Here is a 16409-nt window from a genome sequence, read left to right on the forward strand (position 1 = left end):
CGGGCTGACCGTGAAGCGCCGGCAGGCGTCGCGAGAGTAACGGCGCCTGGGCGCGGGTTGGGCGGGCTGGCCGCGGTTCGCTTTGTGCTCCGACCCCCAGGCCGGAGTGCAAAGGGAACCTGCTGAAGCGGTCAGCCCACCCAACCCCGGCTAGCTCAGGCCTGGGCGAGGAGGATGACCACGACGGTGGTCAGGACGATGACCACGCTCGTGCTGAACAACAGCATGAACCAGCCCTCGGGCAGGGTGGCCCGTTCGGGATGCCGGGGGTCGTAGAGCACCCGGCAGGGCTCGCCGACCTGGGCGCCCGGATCGAGGTACCCGTCGGCGTAGCCGGTCTCCCCGTTCTTGGTACGGAAGCCGACCCGTCCGCGATAGACCGGGCCGTACCGGCCGATCGACCGGCGGACGCTGAGGATCTGCCCCTCGGCCCAGGAGCCGAAGAGCCGGAGCCGCCACTCCTTCCATGCCGCGTACCCGTAGCTCACCGTAGCGGTGGAGAGCAGGAGCAGCAGTGCCGTCAGGCCCACTTCTTTGGGGACCACGGCCGGGAACAACAGGGTGCCGACCACGAGGGCGGCCAGCAGCCAGAAAGCCCACCGGATCAACCGGTGCCGTGTGCTGTGCCGGTGCCGAGTGCCTGTCATGGCCCGACAGTGACACTCGGGCGGGCCGGGCGGAAGTGGATGATCGGCTACCTGACGAGTGCCCCATGTGGAGTCCACATGACACCGGCGGCCATGTTTCACGTGAAACATGGCCGCCGGAGGTACGAGCAGAAAAGGGTTTTAGTTCTTGCGGGCGATCGCGAGCTGGACCAGGTCGCCCAGCACCTTGCCGACGTCGAGCCCGGCCGCCTCGATCGCCATCGGGACCAGCGAGGTCTCGGTCAGGCCGGGGGAGACATTGGCCTCCAGGAAGTGCACGTCCCCGCCAGCGTCGACGATCAGGTCGACCCGGGACAGGTCACGCAGGCCGAGCGCCTTGTGGGCCTCGACGGCCAGGGCTGCCACGCGCTCGCTGACCTCGGGGCTGAGCCGGGCCGGGGCGTGCCACGTGGTGACACCAGCCGTGTAGCGGGCCTGGTAGTCGTAGACCCCGTCGGCCGGGACGATCTCGACGGCGGGCAGCGCGACCGGCCCCTCGCCGAGGTCGAGCACGGTGACCGCCACGTCGATGCCGGTGACGAAGCGCTCGATGAGCGCCGTGCCGCCGTAGGCGAAGCAGCCGACCATCGCGGCCGGCAGCTCGGCGGCCGTGCGGACGACGTGCGCGCCGAGGCCGGAGCCGCCCTGGGCCGGCTTGACCATCAGCGGCAGGCCCATCTCCTCGACGATCTGCGTCATCAGCGCCGAGGCGCCGAGTTCGGAGAAGGTTTCCTGCGGCAGGGTGATCCAGTCCGGGGTGGGCTGGCCGGCGTCGCGGAGGATGGCCTTCGCGGTCGGCTTGTCCCAGGCGCGGCGGGCGGCCCGGGCGTCGGGGCCGACGTAGGGCACTCCGGCCAGCTCCAGCACGCCACGGAGCGCGCCGTCCTCGCCGGTCGCGCCGTGCAGGGAGATGAGCACGGCGTCCGGCGGGGTGGCCAGCAGCAGCGGCAGGAGGGTGGTGTCTGCGTCCCGCTGCTCGGCGTCGAGCCCGGCGAGCTTGAGCGCGTCGAGCACCCGGCGGCCCGAGCGCAGCGACACCTCCCGCTCGAAGGACAGGCCGCCGGCCAGGACGAGGACGTGGGCGAAACTCATGCTGGTGATCTCCTGATGTGCTGGCGTCACGAACTGACGCCGAACGTGGCGCGCAGGGCCTGCTCTTCCTCGATCGTGCCAGCCAGGCGGCGGACACCTTCCCTGATCCGCTCCGGCGGCGGGAAGCAGTAGGACAGGCGGAGGTGCTGGCGGCCGGTGCCGTCGGCGAAGAATCCGTTACCGGGGACGTAGGCGACGCGGTTGGCGATGGCCCGCGGCACCATGGCCTTGGAGTCGAGCCCGTCCGGGAGGGTCAGCCAGACGTAGAACCCGCCGGCCGGGCGGGTCCACGTCGCGCCGGTGGGCATGAAGTCGTCGAGCGCGGTGAGGACGGCGTCGCGGCGTTCGGCGTAGACGCCCTGGAACTTCTTGAGCTGCTCGCGCCACGGCATGGTGGTGAAGTACGCGGTGACGGCCGACTGGGCGAGCATGCTCGGGCAGAGGATCTGCGCCTCGGAGGCCATGACCAGCTTGTCGCGGACGGCGTGCGGGGCGAGGATCCAGCCGACCCGGACGCCGGCGGCGAAGGTCTTGGAGAAGGTACCGAGGTAGATGATGCCCTCGCGCACCCGCGACCGCAGGGCAGGCAGCGGCTCGGCGTCGAAGCCGAGCAGGCCGTACGGGTTGTCTTCCAAGATCAACAAGCCGGCTTCGGCGCAGATCTCGATGATCCGCTCGCGGCGGCTCTCCGGCAGGGTCACGCCACCCGGGTTGTGGTAGGTCGGCACGGTGTAGAGGAACTTGACCCGGCGGCCGGCCTTGGCCATGTCGGCGATCGCCTGTTCGAGGGCCTCGGGGATCAGGCCGTCCTCGTCCATCGGCACGTGCACGACGTCGGCCTGCGCGGCCTGGAAGACACCGAGCGCGCCGACGTAGGACGGGCCTTCGGCGAGCACCACGTCACCGGGATCGAGGAACACCCTGGCGACGAGGTCGAGGGCCTGCTGCGCGCCGGTGGTCACCACGACGTCGTCCGGGGAGGCGCCGCACTGGGCGTCGATGCCCTCCAGCGCCATGATCTGGCAGATGATCTCGCGCAGTGCCGGGTCGCCCTGGCCCACGCAGTACTGGAGAGCCGAGGCGCCCTGCTTTGCGATCAGCTCGCCCAGCATCTCGCCGACCGCGTCCAGCGGCAGGGCCGACACGAACGGGGAGCCGCCGGCCAGGCTCACGACCTCGGGGCGGCTGGCGACGGCGAAGAGTGCCCGGATCTCGGAGGCGGTCATGCCGCGTACTCGCTGGGCATACCGATCGGTGTAGTCGTCGAGCGTCGTACCGGTCACACGGAGCCTCCGAACCGTGAGAGCGCTGAGCGTCCCGGCTGGGGCTGCGTCGACCCAGCTTGGCGCGCCTGGATCGCCTCAGTCTACTGACGGGTGTGATCCGTACCCCGGTAGGAGATCGGCGGAGGCGGGGGTCGGCCGAATCGTGTCAACTATCGGCTGTTCGGCTCACCGCGGCCTAAGCTTGTACCTGTGTCTCGCAGACTGGTCAGCCTGACTCTCGACACCCTCGAGGAACTCCCTCGGAGGTGTCGTGCCTGCGTGCACTGGGAACTCGATCCGGTGGCCGGCGAGCGGGCCTGTGCGAACGGCACGGCTGAGCTGGCCAAGGAAGCCTGGATCTCGCAGACCCTGCTGGAGTGGGGCTCGTGCGGCAAGCTCGCCTACGTGGACGGCATGCCCGCAGGCTTCGTGACGTACGCGCCGCCGGCCTACGTGCCGCGTTCGATGGCCTTCCCGACCTCGCCGGTGTCCCCGGACGCCGTGCTGCTGATGACCGCGCACGTCGTGCCGTCGTTCAGCCAGACCGGGCTGGGCCGGATGCTGGTGCAGGGCGTGGCGCGCGAGCTGACCAAGCGCGGGGTGAAGGCGATCGAGGCCTTCGCCGACGCCAAGTGGGAGGAGCCGGCCTGCGTGGCCCCGGTGGACTTCTACCTGTCGGTCGGCTTCAAGACTGTCCGGCCGCACCCGAGGTGGCCCCGGCTGCGGCTGGAGCTGCGGACCGCGCTGGGCTGGAAGTCCGACGTGGAGTACGCGCTGGAGAAGCTGCTCGGCACGATGAGCCCGGATCAGGTGCTCAAGCCGGCCAGCTACACCTGAGCTTGCCCGCGCGCGGCGGTACGCATCTTCTTCCCGGCACTACAAGATCTACCGGACAGGCCCCAGGCCCTTCCCGTTGTCGTTGGCTGGATCAGGCCGTGGCCAGGGCCCGGGTGACCCGGCGTTCGAACCAGATGGTGGCCAGGGGCGGGATCGACGCGGCCAGGCCCAGGGCGATGGTGCGCGGATCCCAGCGGTAGGCGCGGGCGGCGAGGATGACCGAGACGCCGTAGACGACGAACAGCACGCCGTGGATCGGCCCGAAGATCTTCACGCCGAGCTCGTTGTGCACGACGACGTACTTGAAGAACATGCCGACGAGCAGGCCGGCCCAGGAGCAGGCCTCGGCGATGGCGGCGATCCGGAACAGCTTGCCGGGTGCGAGCACGGCGATCCTCCACAGGGCGGGGCTAACGTCTTCGACAGAGTGTAGAAGACGCCGGGATCGCTGCTTCTAGGTGTGTACGACCTCAAGGGCGGCCGGGCCGGTCTGGCGGGCTGTGAAGCCGGCGGCCTCGGCGACGGCGAGCACTCCGGCGAGGTCCTCGGCCGGCTCCAGCGCGAGTACGCGGGCGAGGCGGCCCTTGGTGGCCTTGTTGAAGTGGGAGACGACCTTGCCCTCGGCCGTGACGACGCGGACGGTGACCGCGCCCGGCAGCGGGGCCAGTGCCGAGTAGGCACCCGAGCGCATGTCGATCACCAGGCCGGGCAGTGCGCGGAGCACCGGGCCGAGTACCGGTTTCCAGAGCGGGGCGAGGCCGCCGACGCCGGGGAGGCGGGAGCCGCCGGACAGCCGGTACGGCGGGATCATGTCCTCGGCCCCCAGCAGCCCGAACAGCGCCGAACCGACCAGCAGGCACCCTCGGGCCTCCACGGGCAGCGTCGCGGCCTCCAGGGCGTCGTAGAGGACGCCGGTGTAGCGGTCGATGGCCGGGGTGGTGGCGGCTGAGCGGAGTACCAGATTGTGCTTGAGTTCCTGATCTTGTTTGTCGCTCAGGCCCAGGGCCGCGCGCGCCTCCTCGGGCGGCAGGGCGGTCAGCGCTTCGACCAGGCGCTGGCGGACCGGGGCCAGCTCGGGGAAGGACAACGGGCCGAGCGGCTCGCCGGACCCGCCGGGAGCCTTCGTCTCGCTCGGCGGCAGCAGGATCCTCACCGGGCCGCCAGGGCCGCGCGCAGGGTCGACACGTCGAAGGTGCCGGTGGCGACGTCGGACTCGACGGAGAAGTACATCCGCTGGATCGCGGCGAGGAGCGCGTCGACCATGCGGTCACGGAAAGCCGGATCGACCAGCTTCGCCCGGTCGTCCGGCGAGGTCAGATAGCCCGTCTCGACCCGGACAGCCGGCATCCGGGTCCTGCGCAGCAACTCCCAGGTCTTCGCGTGTACCCGGCAGTCGGCCAGCCCCGTCCGCACCACGAGCTCCCGCTGCACCAGCCCGGCGAAGCGCTCGCCGGCCGTGGAGGTCACCGCGTTCTCGCCGCCGTAGTGGTAGGCGGCGACGCCCTGCGCTTCCGGATTCGGGTTGCCGTCGAGGTGCAGGGAGACCAGCAGGTCCCCGTTGAGATCGTTGGCGAGGGCTGCCCGCTCGGCGTCGGAGAACCCGTTGTCCGGGCCGCGCGTCAGGTGCACGGCCACGCCGGCGGCTGCCAGGCGGCCCTCCAGGCGGCTGGCGATATCGAAGACGAGAGCCGCCTCGTCCGTACCGTCCACTGTGACACCACGGTCGGTCCCGCCGTGCCCCGGGTCGATGATGATCCGCTTGCCGACCAGCGCCGGGCCAGCCGTGTACAACGTCGCCGACTCCCGGAGGAACTGCGGCCGCCCGCCCACCACCTTCCGGCCCAGGCGCCGCAGAGCGGCCATCGTGGACGGACCACACGAGCCGTCGGGCGACAGGCCGACCTCCCGCTGGAACTGGGCGAGGGCCCGCGACGACCGCTGGCCGAACAGCCCGTCCGGCCGGCCCGGGTCGTACCCCATCTCCAGCAGCCGCTCCTGCAACTGCCGGACGTCGTCACCGGCGAGCGGCTCGGGGAACGTCAGGTACAGCAGGCGGTCGCCGAGCTTCCACCTGGCCGCGACCAGCGCTCGCCACGTCTCGTCGCCCACGGCGCCGTCGGCCGTCAGGCCGCGGGACTGCTGGAAGGCGCGGACGGCGAGCTCCGTACCGGAGTCGAAGACCTCACCCGGAACGTGCAGCGCGAGCTGCTCCAGGATCGCCCGGATCTCAGCCACCGCAGGGCCGTGCGCTCCAACCCGAATTGCCCGCATCCCCCGATGCTAGTGGACCCATTTTGTGCCCGCCGTCCAACACCGGACCCGGCCCGGGCAGGAGAAAGCGAAAAGGCCCGCACCGGGCGGGCCTTTTCACAGAAGGAAGAAACCTAGATCGAGCTCTCGATGAACGCGGCGATCTTGCTCTTCGGGTGCGCGCCGATCATCGACTGCACAGCCTGGCCACCCTTGAAGATGGTCAGCGTCGGCGCAGACATGATCTTGTAGTCGCGCGCGATCGCCGGGTTGGCGTCGATGTCCAGCTTCACGATCTCGATCTTGTCACCGAGCTCCTGGGCCAGCTCGGCCAGCACGGGCGACACCTTCTTGCACGGCGCGCACCACTCGGCCCAGAAGTCCACCAGCACGGGCTTCTTCGACAGCAGGACGTCCTCAGCGAAGCTCGCGTCGGTCACAGCCTTCATATTCTTACTCTCCTGTCACGTGAGCGAGGAAGCGCTCGGCGTCGAGCGCAGCTGCACAGCCGGTACCGGCTGCGGTGATGGCCTGGCGGTAGGTGTGGTCGACGACGTCGCCAGCGGCGAAGACGCCCTCCAGGTTGGTCCGGGTGCTCGGGGCGGCCACCTTCACGTAGCCCTCCTCGTCGAGCTCCAGCTGTCCCTTGACCAGCTCGGTCCGCGGGTCGTGGCCGATCGCGATGAACAGGCCCGTCACGTCGAGGGTGCTCTCGGCGCCGGTCACGGTGTCGGCGAGCTTCAGCCCGGACACCTTGCCCTCGCCGGTGACCTCGGTGACCACCGTGTTCCACAGGACCTTGATCTTCGGGTTGGCCAGGGCACGCTCGGCCATCACCTTGCTCGCCCGGAACTCGCCCCGGCGGTGCACGATCGTGACCGTGTCGGCGAACTTGGTGAGGAAGGTCGCCTCCTCCATCGCCGTGTCGCCGCCGCCGACGACCGCGATGTTCTGACCACGGAAGAAGAAGCCGTCACAGGTCGCGCAGCTCGACACGCCATGCCCGAGCAGCTCCTGCTCACCAGGCACGCCCAGCGGGCGCCAGGCGGAACCGGTCGAGATGATCACGGCGTGGGCGCGGTACTCCTTCTCACCGATCCAGACGCTCTTCACCGGGCCGTCCAGCGAGACCCGGGTGGCGTCGTCGGTGATGAACTCCGCGCCGAAGCGCTCGGCCTGCTTACGCATGTTGTCCATCAGGTCCGGGCCCATGATGCCCTCGGGGAACCCGGGGAAGTTCTCCACCTCGGTGGTGGTCATCAGCGCGCCACCCGACTGGGCGCCCTCGATGACCAGCGGGTTCAGGCTGGCCCGGCTCGCGTACACCGCGGCCGTGTAGCCGGCCGGGCCGGAGCCGACGATGATCAGCTTGCGTACTTCCACGTCACAGTCTCCTCGGTCAGCGTGCACGGCCGGGTGCTTGGGAAAGCCCTACGGCGCAACGCCATCGTACGGAGTCTGGATTCCCGAAACCGCTCAGCGTGAGCTGTATATCTCATCGGGGCCCGACAGCCCGCAGGACGGCCCGACCACGACGATGCCGGTGGAACCACTGAACGTGAGGATCACGGCCGGACGGCCCTCGAACCGGGCGTAGTCAGCGGCCTCCGGTACGACGCCGTGCCTGCGCTGCACCTGGGCCAGGCACCGGTCGAGCGCCGGCTTGTCGCGCAGCCTGCTCAGCTCCGCCACCGCGCTCTGCTCCTCGGCCTCACCCCGGCTGGTGCTCTTGGGCGTGTCCGTGCTCTTCGCCGCGCCGAGGGCCGGGCCGCGCTGGTAGTCCTTGCCGCTGGCGGTGACCCGGATCCGTTCGGCGTAGGACTGCGGGGCCGCGCCAGCCGGGGCGTCGCCGTTGTCCGCGGACATGCCGCGCGTCGTCGAGGACGAGTCGCTGCCGGTCAGCAGGAACGTACCGCCGGCCAGCGCGAGCAGGACCACAGCCAGTGACCCGCCGGCCAGTGCCCACTGCGACTTCCTGCGCGTCTGAGGCAGCGCAGGCGGCTCGAACGGTGCGGCGAAGTCTCGTGGCGGCTCGTCCGGCTGCGCGGCCAGCACGGCCAGATCCGCCTGGACCAGGGTCAGAGCGCCGGTCAGCTCCTCGTACGCCGCCCGCCAGGCCGGGTCCGACGCGATCCGGGCGGCGACGGCAGCACCCTCCGGGGTGCCGTCGAGGGCTCCGCCCGCGTAGTCGGCCAGCGAGTCGTACATGTTCATGAGACGTCGTCCAGCAGCGATGGGTTCCGCAGGTGACCGAGGAGCACGGCGAGTTTCGCCCGGCCACGGGCACACCGGCTCTTCACGGTCCCCTCCGCCACACCGAGCACTTCCGCCGCGTCAGCCACACTGAAGCCTTGCACGTCGATCAGGATCAGTGCGGCACGCTGCTCGGCCGGCAGCTCCTGCAACGCGGCTCTGACCAGCATCGGGGTGTCCCGGTCGGTGTCGACGGCCGGCTCGCCGGGGCCGGACTCGGGCAGGGGGACGGTCGGGCGGGCCTGTTTGCGGCGTACGCGGTCGAGGCACGCGTTCACCACGATCCGGTGCAGCCACGTGGTCACGGCTGCCTCGCCACGGAACTTGTCCGCGTTGCGGTACGCCGACAGCAGCGCGTCCTGGAGCGCGTCGGCGGCTTCTTCCCTGTCCCCCAGGGTCCGCAGCGCCACGGCCCACAGGCGGCTCTGGTGCCTGCGGACCAGCTCGGCGAAGGCACCCTTGTCGCCGTCCGCGTGGGCGGTCAGCAGCTCGGCGTCGCTGCGCACGATCCGCTCACCTCCCGGAGGTCAGGCCGAGACATTGGCATGGGCCTGGGCTGAACGAGCGTCACCCTACTCCGCCGATACCGTGAACCGGGTCACGTGACCCGGACGGTGACTTCCTGGACACCGATCTGGTACTTGCCGCCGGGGATGGACGGCAGCGTGGTGACCCAGATCAGCAGGTACTGCACCTGTTCCTTGCCGTTGAACAGCACCCGGGCCGGCACGTTCGTCTTCGGCCCGTCGATGTCGGCATACCCGGTGGCGATCTTGCTGTCGCCCTCGGTGGTGCTGCCCGGGTCCTCGGTGCCGCCCCGGAGCGAGACCGTCGCGCCCGGCGCGTCGAACTGCACCTCGACCGAGCTGACATTCGTCGGCTTGCCGAGGTTGATCAGCAGGCCCATGCCCTTCTTGATGTTGCCGAACTCGGCCGGCGGCGAATACCAGCTGGACTTCCAGCCGGTCTCCAGCTTGCCGTCGACGGTCTTCTCCGAGCCTTCCAGCTCGTCGCGGGCGCCGTTGGGCGGGTCGACGATCCTGACCTGGTTCGCAGTCAGCTTCAGCACGGTGGGTGCGGTGCTGGGCGCGGTCTTCGGCGTGGTCGCCTGGGCCTGCGGCTGGACCGGCTCCTCCTTGGCCGACGGCCAGGCGATCGCGACCAGGGACGCGGTCAGGCCGAGGACCAGCAGGCCTGCCAGGGCCAGGCCCCAGCGGGCCTTGATCCGGCGGGAGCGGACCGCAGCCGGGGAGACCCGGGGGAAGCGGACCGGGTTGTCCGGGCCGAGCAGCGAGTCGAGCGGGGCGGGGCCGAACCGGCTGAGCTCCGCCGCGACGTCGGCCGCGGCCGGGAGCTTCTCGTCGGCGGCGTCGTCGAGCAGCCGCATGCACAGCTCGTCGAGGTCTGCGGGCACGCCTGCCCGGATCTGGCGCGGGGAGGCGACCTTGCCGCCGTCGACCCGCAGCGCGTCCGGCAGCAGCTTCGCGCCCTCGAACTCGTGCGGCCAGTGCCCGGTCAGAGCGGAGTAGAGGATGGCGCCCAGCGCGCGGACGTCCTGCTCCTGGGAGGTGGCGTCGGTGACCCGGGCGTCGGCGAGCACGACCCGGCCCTCGTCGCCGATCAGGACCGTGCCGGGGTGGAGGTTGCCGTGGGCGACACCGGTCTCGTGGATCGCCGCGCAGGCGTCGGCGATGGCGTGCGTGACCATCGCGGCCCGGCGCGGCTCCAGTGGCGTGTCAGCGAGGAGCTGGCGGAGCGACTGGCCGTCGACCCACTCCCGGACCACGTAGGCCCGGTCGCCCTCGTCCACGGCGTCGTAGACGCCGGCGAGGTTGGGGTGCACGACCCGGCTGGCGGTCACGGCGGCGGAGAGCATCTCCAGGGCGGCGTCGCCACCCGGGTGCCGCAGGACCATCGCGACGGCCCTGCGCAGCACGATGTCCGTCCCCCGCCAGATCTGGCGGCCTGCGGGATCGTCGTTGATGTGCTCTTCGAGCTTGTACCGGTCGGCGAGCACCTCGCCGACCACGCTCTGCCCCGCGACGGCGGTGGCCTCTTCCCCGGGCGCGGTGATCTCGTCGAGCCCGGCGACCAGCTCGGCGCCCAGGTCGCTCACCGGCTCGCCGGCGCCCTCGGGGTCACCGGCCGTGGCCTCGGGAGCCGAGTCCACCAGGGCCTCGGAAGGATCGGCCGTGAGCGGGCCGGCGTTCTCGCCGGCCGGGCTCTCGTGACCCTCGTCAACCTTGGCCACCCGTCGCTCCCTCCGATGTCAGCCAGCTGGACAACAACAGCCTATGCGGTCGCCAGCAAACAGACCTTACCTGTCTGCCGCAATCTGTTCTTAGACGTTGATCGATGTCCGCTAACTCCCATGACATTCGGTGCAAATCACTAGGATTTAGGCCATGACTGGGGAACTCGTGGACAAAGTCACCGCCGGCTACACCTTCGGTACCCCCACTCTGGACCTGGGTGCCCTGGTGGACGGCGGAGTCGGGGTTCCGACAGCGCAGGTCAGGATCCCGCTGGCCGTCCTGAACCGGCACGGGCTGGTGGCCGGGGCGACCGGTACGGGCAAGACGAAAACCCTCCAGCTGATCGCCGAACAGCTCTCGGCTGCCGGTGTGCCCGTCTTCCTGGCCGACATCAAGGGAGACGTCTCCGGTATGGCTGTACCCGGGGAGACGAACGACAAACTCACCGCGCGGGCGGCCGAGATCGGGCAGGACTGGCAGCCGGCCGGGTACCCGTGCGAGTTCTACGCGCTCGGCGGGCAGGGCACCGGCATCCCGGTGCGGGCCACGCTCACGGCTTTCGGGCCGACGCTGCTGGCGAAGGTGCTGGGGCTCAGCGAGGTACAGGAATCCAGCCTGAATCTGATCTTTCATTTCGCCGACAAGAACGGCCTGCCGCTCCTCGATCTCAAGGACCTGAGGGCCGTCATCCAGTACCTGACCGGCGAGGAGGGCGGCGCGGCGCTCAAGGAACTCGGTGGCCTGTCCAAGCAGACCGCCGGTGTGCTGCTCCGCGAGCTGATCGGCTTCGCGGACAAGGGCGCTGACCAGTTCTTCGGCGAACCGGAGTTCGAGACGGCCGACCTGCTGCGCACCGCGCCCGACGGCCGTGGCCTGGTGTCGATCCTCGAACTGCCCGGCGTGATCACGCAGCCCGCGCTGTTCTCGACGTTCCTGATGTGGCTGGTCGCCGACCTGTTCGAGACGCTGCCCGAGGTCGGGGACCCGGAAAAGCCCAAGCTGGTGTTCTTCTTCGACGAGGCGCACCTGCTGTTCAAGGACGCCTCGAAGGCCTTCCTGGAGTCGATCACGCAGACCGTCCGGCTGATCCGCTCCAAGGGTGTCGGGATCTTCTTCGTGACCCAGACTCCCAAGGATGTACCGGCCGACGTCCTCGCCCAGCTCGGCAACCGCGTCCAGCACGCGCTGCGCGCCTACACGCCCGAGGACGCCAAGGCGCTCAAGGCCACCGTGTCGACGTTCCCCAAGTCGGAGTACGACCTGGCGGAGGTGCTGACCACTCTCGGTACCGGGGAGGCCGTCGTCACCGTCCTCTCCGAGAAGGGCGCGCCGACCCCGGTCGCGTGGACGAAACTCCGCGCTCCGCAGTCGCTGATGGCCCCGGCCCCGGCCGAGACGCTGGAGTCCACAGTGAAGGGTTCGCCGCTGTACCCGAAGTACGCGGAGCCGATCGACCGCGAGTCCGCCTACGAGAAGCTCGCCGCCCGCGTCACGACCCCGGCACCCTCCACTGAGGACAAGCCAAAGCGTGAGCCGAAGCCAGAGCCGGGCATGGTCGAGCAGGTGATGGGATCGAGCGCGGTGAAGAGCTTCCTGCGCTCGGCGGCGTCGACGATCGGCAGGGAGATCACCCGCTCGATCTTCGGCACGGCCAAGCGCCGCCGCTGAGGAACAGGTACGAGTACCGGTTGCTCAGCGGCCCAGCTTGCGGCGGACCATGCCGATCGCCTCGGTGACCTCCGTGATGCGCAGGACGTGGGCGACTGCCAGGTACACGCCGCCGATCACCGCACCACCCAGGGCCAGGACCAGGATGTTGTAGAGCTTGCCGCCGTCGGCCGGGTCCATGAGGAAGACCAGCAGGAACCCGGGGATCGCTGCGGCGACGGCGGCGGCGAGGACCTTGCCGGAGGTGATGGCGATGTCGCGGGAGCCGAGCGGGCCGAGGCGCTTGCGCAGCAGCCAGCCGCACAGCGCCGCAGCGAGCAGGAACGACACCGCGTTGCCGATCATGAGGCCGAAACCGAGGATGCCGACCGGCAGCAGCACCTTGAAACCGATGCTGACCAGGCAGCGCACCGCCACGACCGGGATGTTGATCAGGGCGGGCGTCCGGGTGTCCGGCATGGCGTAGAAGGCGAAGGTCTGGAGCTGGCTGACCGCGAACGGGATCAGCGCGAACGCCGCGCCGGCCATCACCACGCCGGTCGCGAGAGCGTCGGAGGTGGTGAAGTTGTTCAGCTTGAACAGCGTGATGGCGATCGGCACGTTCAGCACGAGGTACAGGACGGAGACCGGGGCGAGCATGACGATCACGAGGCGGGTGCCCCGGGAGAGGTCGGCGGCCACGTCCGCGTACCGGCCGGCGGCTGCAGAGGTGCTCATCCGGGGCATGAGGGCGGTCAGGATCGACACCGCGATGATCCCGTGGGCCATCATCATCAGCAGGTACACGTTGTTGTAGATCAGGCTGCCGGCCTCACCCTGCGCACCGGAGAAGTTGGCCAGCTTGTTGACCACGATCACGCCGATCTGGCTGACCAGCACGTAGCAGACCATCCAGCCGCCCAGCCTGCCGATCTCGCGCAGCCGGAGCGCCCGCAGGTCGAACCGCCAGCGCCACCTGAACCCGACCTTGCGCAGCGCGGGGATCAGCGAGACGGCCTGGACGACGATGCCGAGCGCGGTGCCGAGGCCGAGCACCAGGACGACCCAGTCCGGTACGTCGATGAGGGTCGGCTTGCTGTTCAGCAGGACGATCACCAGGGTGGCAGCCAGGCAGATGACCAGGTTGTTCAGGATCGGCGCCCACATCGGCGCCGCGAAGCTGCCGCGCGTGTTCAGCACGGCGGCGAACAGGGCGGCCAGGCCGTAGAAGAAGATCGTGGGCAGGATCAGGTACGCCCAGCGGGTCGTCAGCTCCACGTTGGCCGGGTCGGCGACCGCCCGGGCCAGCAGCGGGGCACACGCGACGGCCAGCACGGTCGCGGCGGCCAGGAACAGGACAGAGCCGGTCAGCAGCCGCTGCGTGTACGCCTCGCCCCGGTCGTCGTCGGAGTCGCGGGCCCGGATGATCAGTGGCACGAGCACGCTGGACAGCACGCCGCCGAGCAGCAGCTCGTAGACCATGCCGGGGAAGAGGGTCGCGTTCGTGTACGCGTTACCGACGGCGCTACCGAGCGCCGCCGTGATCAGCATGGTGCGGAGGAACCCGGTCGCCCGGCTGACGAGGCTGCCCAGCGCCATCGCGGCACTCGACCGGCCGATGCTCTTCTCCTGCGCCCTGGGTGCGGCGGGGACGGTCGGCAGGAGCTGCGTCGCGTCGGGGTCGGCCTCCGGTACCACCGGCAGGATCACAGTAGCGTCGGGGTCCGGCTGCCTCATGTCACCGACCCTAGCCCGTTGCGGCGTCCGGTGGACGTCCGCCCAGCCGGGAGAGCAGCCGCACCCAGGGGCCCGGTACCAGGATCACCCGGACTACCCTGGACCAACCATGTCTGAGAACCGCGCCGGCGACCGCGAGCTCACCGGGACCCAGGAGTTCACCCGGGCCCAGGAGTTCACGGAAGCCCAGAAGAACGCCGAGGCCCAGCAGCTCACCGAGGCGCAGAAGTCCGCAGTAGCCGAGCTGCTGCGGATCTCACCTGTGGCCGACGACCTGGGCCGCAGATTCGCCGGCGCAGGGCACGAGCTGCACCTGGTGGGCGGGTCGGTGCGTGACGCGCTGCTCGGCAGGCTCGGCGATGACCTCGACTTCGCGACCGACGCGCACCCGGAGCAGACGATCGGCCTGCTCAGGGGCTGGGCCGAGTCGATATGGGAGACGGGCCGCGAGTTCGGGACGATCGGCGCGAGCAAGCACGGCTTCCGCGTGGAGATCACGACATACCGTGCCGAATCGTACGACGGGGTCAGCCGTAACCCGCAGGTCCAGTACGGCACCACGCTCGCCGACGACCTGATGCGCCGGGACTTCACGATCAACGCGATGGCCGTGTCCGTGCCCGGCCACGAGTTCACCGACCTGTTCGACGGGCTCGGTGACCTGGCGGCGAAGGTGATCCGGACGCCGGGCGCGCCGGAGCTGTCCTTCGGCGACGACCCGCTGCGGATGCTGCGCGCCGCCCGGTTCGCCGCGCAGCTGCGGTTCGCGGTGGCGCCGGAGGTCAGGGACGCGATGACCCGGATGGCCACCGACCTCGACCGGATCACCGCCGAGCGGATCCGTGACGAGTTCAGCAAGCTGCTCTGCGGGGCCGACCCGATCGCCGGGCTGCGGCTGCTGGTCGGCACCGGCCTGGCCGAGCGGTTCATGCCGGAGCTGCCGGGGCTGCGGATGGCGATCGACGAGCACGCCCAGCACAAGGACGTCTACGAGCACACGCTGACCGTCGTCAGCAACGCCGTCGCGCTCGAAGAGGACGGGCCGGACCTGATCCTGCGGCTCGCCGCGCTGCTGCACGACATCGGCAAGCCCGACACCAAGGCCATCGAGGGCGACGGGCGGGTGTCCTTCCACCACCACGAGGTGGTCGGCGCCCGGATGACCCGCTCCCGGCTGAAGGCGATGAAGTACCCGAAGGACGTCATCGCGGCCGTCAACCAGCTCGTCTTCCTGCACCTGCGGTTCTACGGCTACGGCCGGGGCGAGTGGACGGACTCGGCGGTCCGCCGGTACGTGACCGACGCCGGCGAGCTGCTGCCCCGCCTGCACAAGCTCGTCCGCTCGGACTGCACGACCCGGAACAGGCGGAAGGCGGCGCAGCTGTCGTCGACCTACGACATGCTCGAGGAGCGGATCGCCCGGATCGCCGCCGAGGAGGACCTGGCCCGGGTGCGGCCGGACCTCGACGGCAACGCGATCATGGAGCTGCTCGGGCTGCCGCCCGGCCCGCTGGTCGGGCGGGCCTGGCGTCACCTCAAGGAACTCCGCCTCGAACGCGGCCCGCTGGACCGGGACGAGGCGGAGGCCGAGCTGCGCGCCTGGGCCAAGGACCAGGGCCTCTCCGCTTAGGGGACCACCACGGTCGTGAAGGCCAGCTGTTCCTTCGGCTTGCCGCCCCCGCCCGCGCTGCTGTTGTCGTGCCCGCCCTCGATCACCTTGTCCACGATGGACATCCCGTTGGTGACCTCGCCGAAGACGGTGTAGTTCGGCCCGAGTGCTGTCGCGTCGGCCTGGAGGATGAAGAACTGCGAGCCGTTGGTGTTCGGCCCGCTGTTGGCCATCGCGAGGATTCCGCGCGGGTACGGCCGGTCGGTGCCGGAGGGCAGGTTCTCGTCGTTGTACTCGTAGCCGGGGCCGCCCCTGCCGTCGCCGGCCGGGTCACCACACTGGACCATCGCCATCGTCGCGTCGGTGGTGACCCGGTGGCAGGCCACCCCGTTGTAGTAACCCTGCTGCGACAGGCTGCGGAACGAGGCCACTGTGCACGGTGCGCGGTCCCCGTACAAAGAAATGGTGATGGTGCCCAGATTCGTGCCGATGGAAGCGGTCATCACCCGCGCCTCAACGGCCTGGGGCTGGGTTGCCTTCCTGCCGGACTGGGTGACGACTGTCCGCCATTCGCAGCCACCGTTTCCGGTGGGCGCTGACGAGATCTGCTGTCCGTTGCCGGTGGTCTTGGGCAGGCCATCTCGTGCGTTCCACACGAAAACGACCGCGACGACCAGCACCAGCGTGCACACCACACCCGCGGCGAACGTGAAGGCGAGCGGCACGGCCAGGTTTTTCCGGGGCGGCGGCGGAGGGGCATACGGCTGCATGGCCCAGATTCTTCACTGTCCCGGGGTGGCGCGCGAGCCCTGACTGG

The 16409-nt window shown here is 70.1% G+C and carries 16 protein-coding genes; 3 read left to right on the forward strand and 13 right to left on the reverse strand.

Annotated features, from left to right (window positions below; all coding sequences use genetic code 11):
* Positions 1-155: 155 nt before the first annotated feature.
* The 3 genes from A3G1_RS0108185 to A3G1_RS33845 form a co-directional block, all read right to left on the reverse strand.
* Positions 156-647 carry a DUF3592 domain-containing protein gene (locus A3G1_RS0108185; RefSeq protein ID WP_157641006.1) on the reverse strand — a complete coding sequence of 164 codons (492 nt, stop codon included), beginning with the start codon at positions 645-647 and terminating at the stop codon, positions 156-158.
* A gap of 141 nt (positions 648-788) precedes the next feature.
* On the reverse strand, positions 789-1739 hold the full coding sequence (locus A3G1_RS0108190) for a D-alanine--D-alanine ligase family protein (RefSeq protein WP_018348992.1): 951 nt from the start codon (positions 1737-1739) through the stop codon (positions 789-791).
* A gap of 26 nt (positions 1740-1765) precedes the next feature.
* Positions 1766-3022 carry an aminotransferase-like domain-containing protein gene (locus tag A3G1_RS33845; protein WP_018348993.1) on the reverse strand — a complete coding sequence of 419 codons (1257 nt, stop codon included), beginning with the start codon at positions 3020-3022 and terminating at the stop codon, positions 1766-1768.
* Positions 3023-3214: 192 nt separating this feature from the next.
* Between A3G1_RS33845 and A3G1_RS0108200 the strand changes: the two genes are divergently transcribed.
* Positions 3215-3841, forward strand: a complete 627-nt coding sequence (locus A3G1_RS0108200; protein ID WP_026211927.1) for a GNAT family N-acetyltransferase — start codon at positions 3215-3217, stop codon at positions 3839-3841.
* Between the two features lie 91 nt (positions 3842-3932).
* Here the strand turns inward: A3G1_RS0108200 and A3G1_RS0108205 are convergent, their stop codons facing one another.
* From A3G1_RS0108205 to A3G1_RS33850, 8 genes are all read right to left on the reverse strand, one after another.
* Positions 3933-4229, reverse strand: coding sequence for a DUF3817 domain-containing protein (locus A3G1_RS0108205; RefSeq protein ID WP_018348995.1), 297 nt, complete (start codon positions 4227-4229; stop codon positions 3933-3935).
* Positions 4230-4295: 66 nt separating this feature from the next.
* Positions 4296-4994: a YaaA family protein gene (locus A3G1_RS0108210; RefSeq protein ID WP_018348996.1), complete on the reverse strand. Its 699-nt coding sequence runs from the start codon at positions 4992-4994 to the stop codon at positions 4296-4298.
* On the reverse strand, positions 4991-6112 hold the full coding sequence (locus A3G1_RS0108215) for an N-acetylmuramoyl-L-alanine amidase (RefSeq protein WP_026211928.1): 1122 nt from the start codon (positions 6110-6112) through the stop codon (positions 4991-4993). Before A3G1_RS0108215 ends, A3G1_RS0108210 begins: the two co-directional genes overlap by 4 nt.
* A 113-nt stretch (positions 6113-6225) precedes the next feature.
* The gene (gene trxA / locus A3G1_RS0108220; protein WP_018348998.1) at positions 6226-6540 is read right to left on the reverse strand and encodes a thioredoxin; all 315 of its coding nucleotides are present in this window, start codon (positions 6538-6540) and stop codon (positions 6226-6228) included.
* Between the two features lie 4 nt (positions 6541-6544).
* Positions 6545-7474 carry a thioredoxin-disulfide reductase gene (gene trxB, locus A3G1_RS0108225; protein ID WP_018348999.1) on the reverse strand — a complete coding sequence of 310 codons (930 nt, stop codon included), beginning with the start codon at positions 7472-7474 and terminating at the stop codon, positions 6545-6547.
* 93 nt (positions 7475-7567) lie between these two features.
* Positions 7568-8305: a hypothetical protein gene (locus tag A3G1_RS0108230; RefSeq protein ID WP_018349000.1), complete on the reverse strand. Its 738-nt coding sequence runs from the start codon at positions 8303-8305 to the stop codon at positions 7568-7570.
* Positions 8302-8850 (reverse strand): RNA polymerase sigma factor SigM, encoded by a 549-nt coding sequence (gene sigM / locus A3G1_RS0108235; protein ID WP_018349001.1) that lies wholly within the window; start codon positions 8848-8850, stop codon positions 8302-8304. Before sigM ends, A3G1_RS0108230 begins: the two co-directional genes overlap by 4 nt.
* Positions 8851-8942: 92 nt before the next feature.
* Positions 8943-10595, reverse strand: coding sequence for a protein kinase family protein (locus A3G1_RS33850; protein ID WP_018349002.1), 1653 nt, complete (start codon positions 10593-10595; stop codon positions 8943-8945).
* 154 nt (positions 10596-10749) lie between these two features.
* On the opposite strand from A3G1_RS33850, the gene A3G1_RS0108245 reads away from it, so the two are divergent.
* Positions 10750-12267: a helicase HerA-like domain-containing protein gene (locus tag A3G1_RS0108245; protein WP_018349003.1), complete on the forward strand. Its 1518-nt coding sequence runs from the start codon at positions 10750-10752 to the stop codon at positions 12265-12267.
* Between the two features lie 24 nt (positions 12268-12291).
* Here A3G1_RS0108245 and murJ read toward each other — a convergent pair whose 3' ends face one another.
* On the reverse strand, positions 12292-13983 hold the full coding sequence (gene murJ, locus A3G1_RS33855; protein ID WP_051110477.1) for a murein biosynthesis integral membrane protein MurJ: 1692 nt from the start codon (positions 13981-13983) through the stop codon (positions 12292-12294).
* 109 nt (positions 13984-14092) lie between these two features.
* Here murJ and A3G1_RS0108255 point away from each other — a divergent pair, with 109 nt between their 5' ends.
* Positions 14093-15613: a CCA tRNA nucleotidyltransferase gene (locus A3G1_RS0108255; protein ID WP_018349005.1), complete on the forward strand. Its 1521-nt coding sequence runs from the start codon at positions 14093-14095 to the stop codon at positions 15611-15613.
* Here the strand turns inward: A3G1_RS0108255 and A3G1_RS33860 are convergent.
* Positions 15610-16362, reverse strand: coding sequence for a peptidylprolyl isomerase (locus A3G1_RS33860; protein WP_083936817.1), 753 nt, complete (start codon positions 16360-16362; stop codon positions 15610-15612). The genes A3G1_RS0108255 and A3G1_RS33860 overlap by 4 nt on opposite strands.
* Positions 16363-16409 lie beyond the last annotated feature (47 nt).

Origin of the sequence: Longispora albida DSM 44784, assembly GCF_000379825.1 — a bacterium.
GTDB classification, from domain to species: domain Bacteria; phylum Actinomycetota; class Actinomycetes; order Mycobacteriales; family Micromonosporaceae; genus Longispora; species Longispora albida.

Coding starts and splice junctions, on each gene's coding strand:
- A3G1_RS0108185 (WP_157641006.1), bottom strand. CDS start 647: ATGACAGGCACTCGGCACCGGCACAGCACACGGCACCGGTTGATCCGG.
- A3G1_RS0108230 (WP_018349000.1), bottom strand. CDS start 8,305: ATGAACATGTACGACTCGCTGGCCGACTACGCGGGCGGAGCCCTCGAC.
- A3G1_RS0108245 (WP_018349003.1), top strand. CDS start 10,750: ATGACTGGGGAACTCGTGGACAAAGTCACCGCCGGCTACACCTTCGGT.
- murJ (WP_051110477.1), bottom strand. CDS start 13,983: ATGAGGCAGCCGGACCCCGACGCTACTGTGATCCTGCCGGTGGTACCG.
- A3G1_RS0108215 (WP_026211928.1), bottom strand. CDS start 6,112: ATGCGGGCAATTCGGGTTGGAGCGCACGGCCCTGCGGTGGCTGAGATC.
- A3G1_RS0108255 (WP_018349005.1), top strand. CDS start 14,093: ATGTCTGAGAACCGCGCCGGCGACCGCGAGCTCACCGGGACCCAGGAG.
- A3G1_RS33860 (WP_083936817.1), bottom strand. CDS start 16,362: ATGCAGCCGTATGCCCCTCCGCCGCCGCCCCGGAAAAACCTGGCCGTG.
- trxA (WP_018348998.1), bottom strand. CDS start 6,540: ATGAAGGCTGTGACCGACGCGAGCTTCGCTGAGGACGTCCTGCTGTCG.
- A3G1_RS0108190 (WP_018348992.1), bottom strand. CDS start 1,739: ATGAGTTTCGCCCACGTCCTCGTCCTGGCCGGCGGCCTGTCCTTCGAG.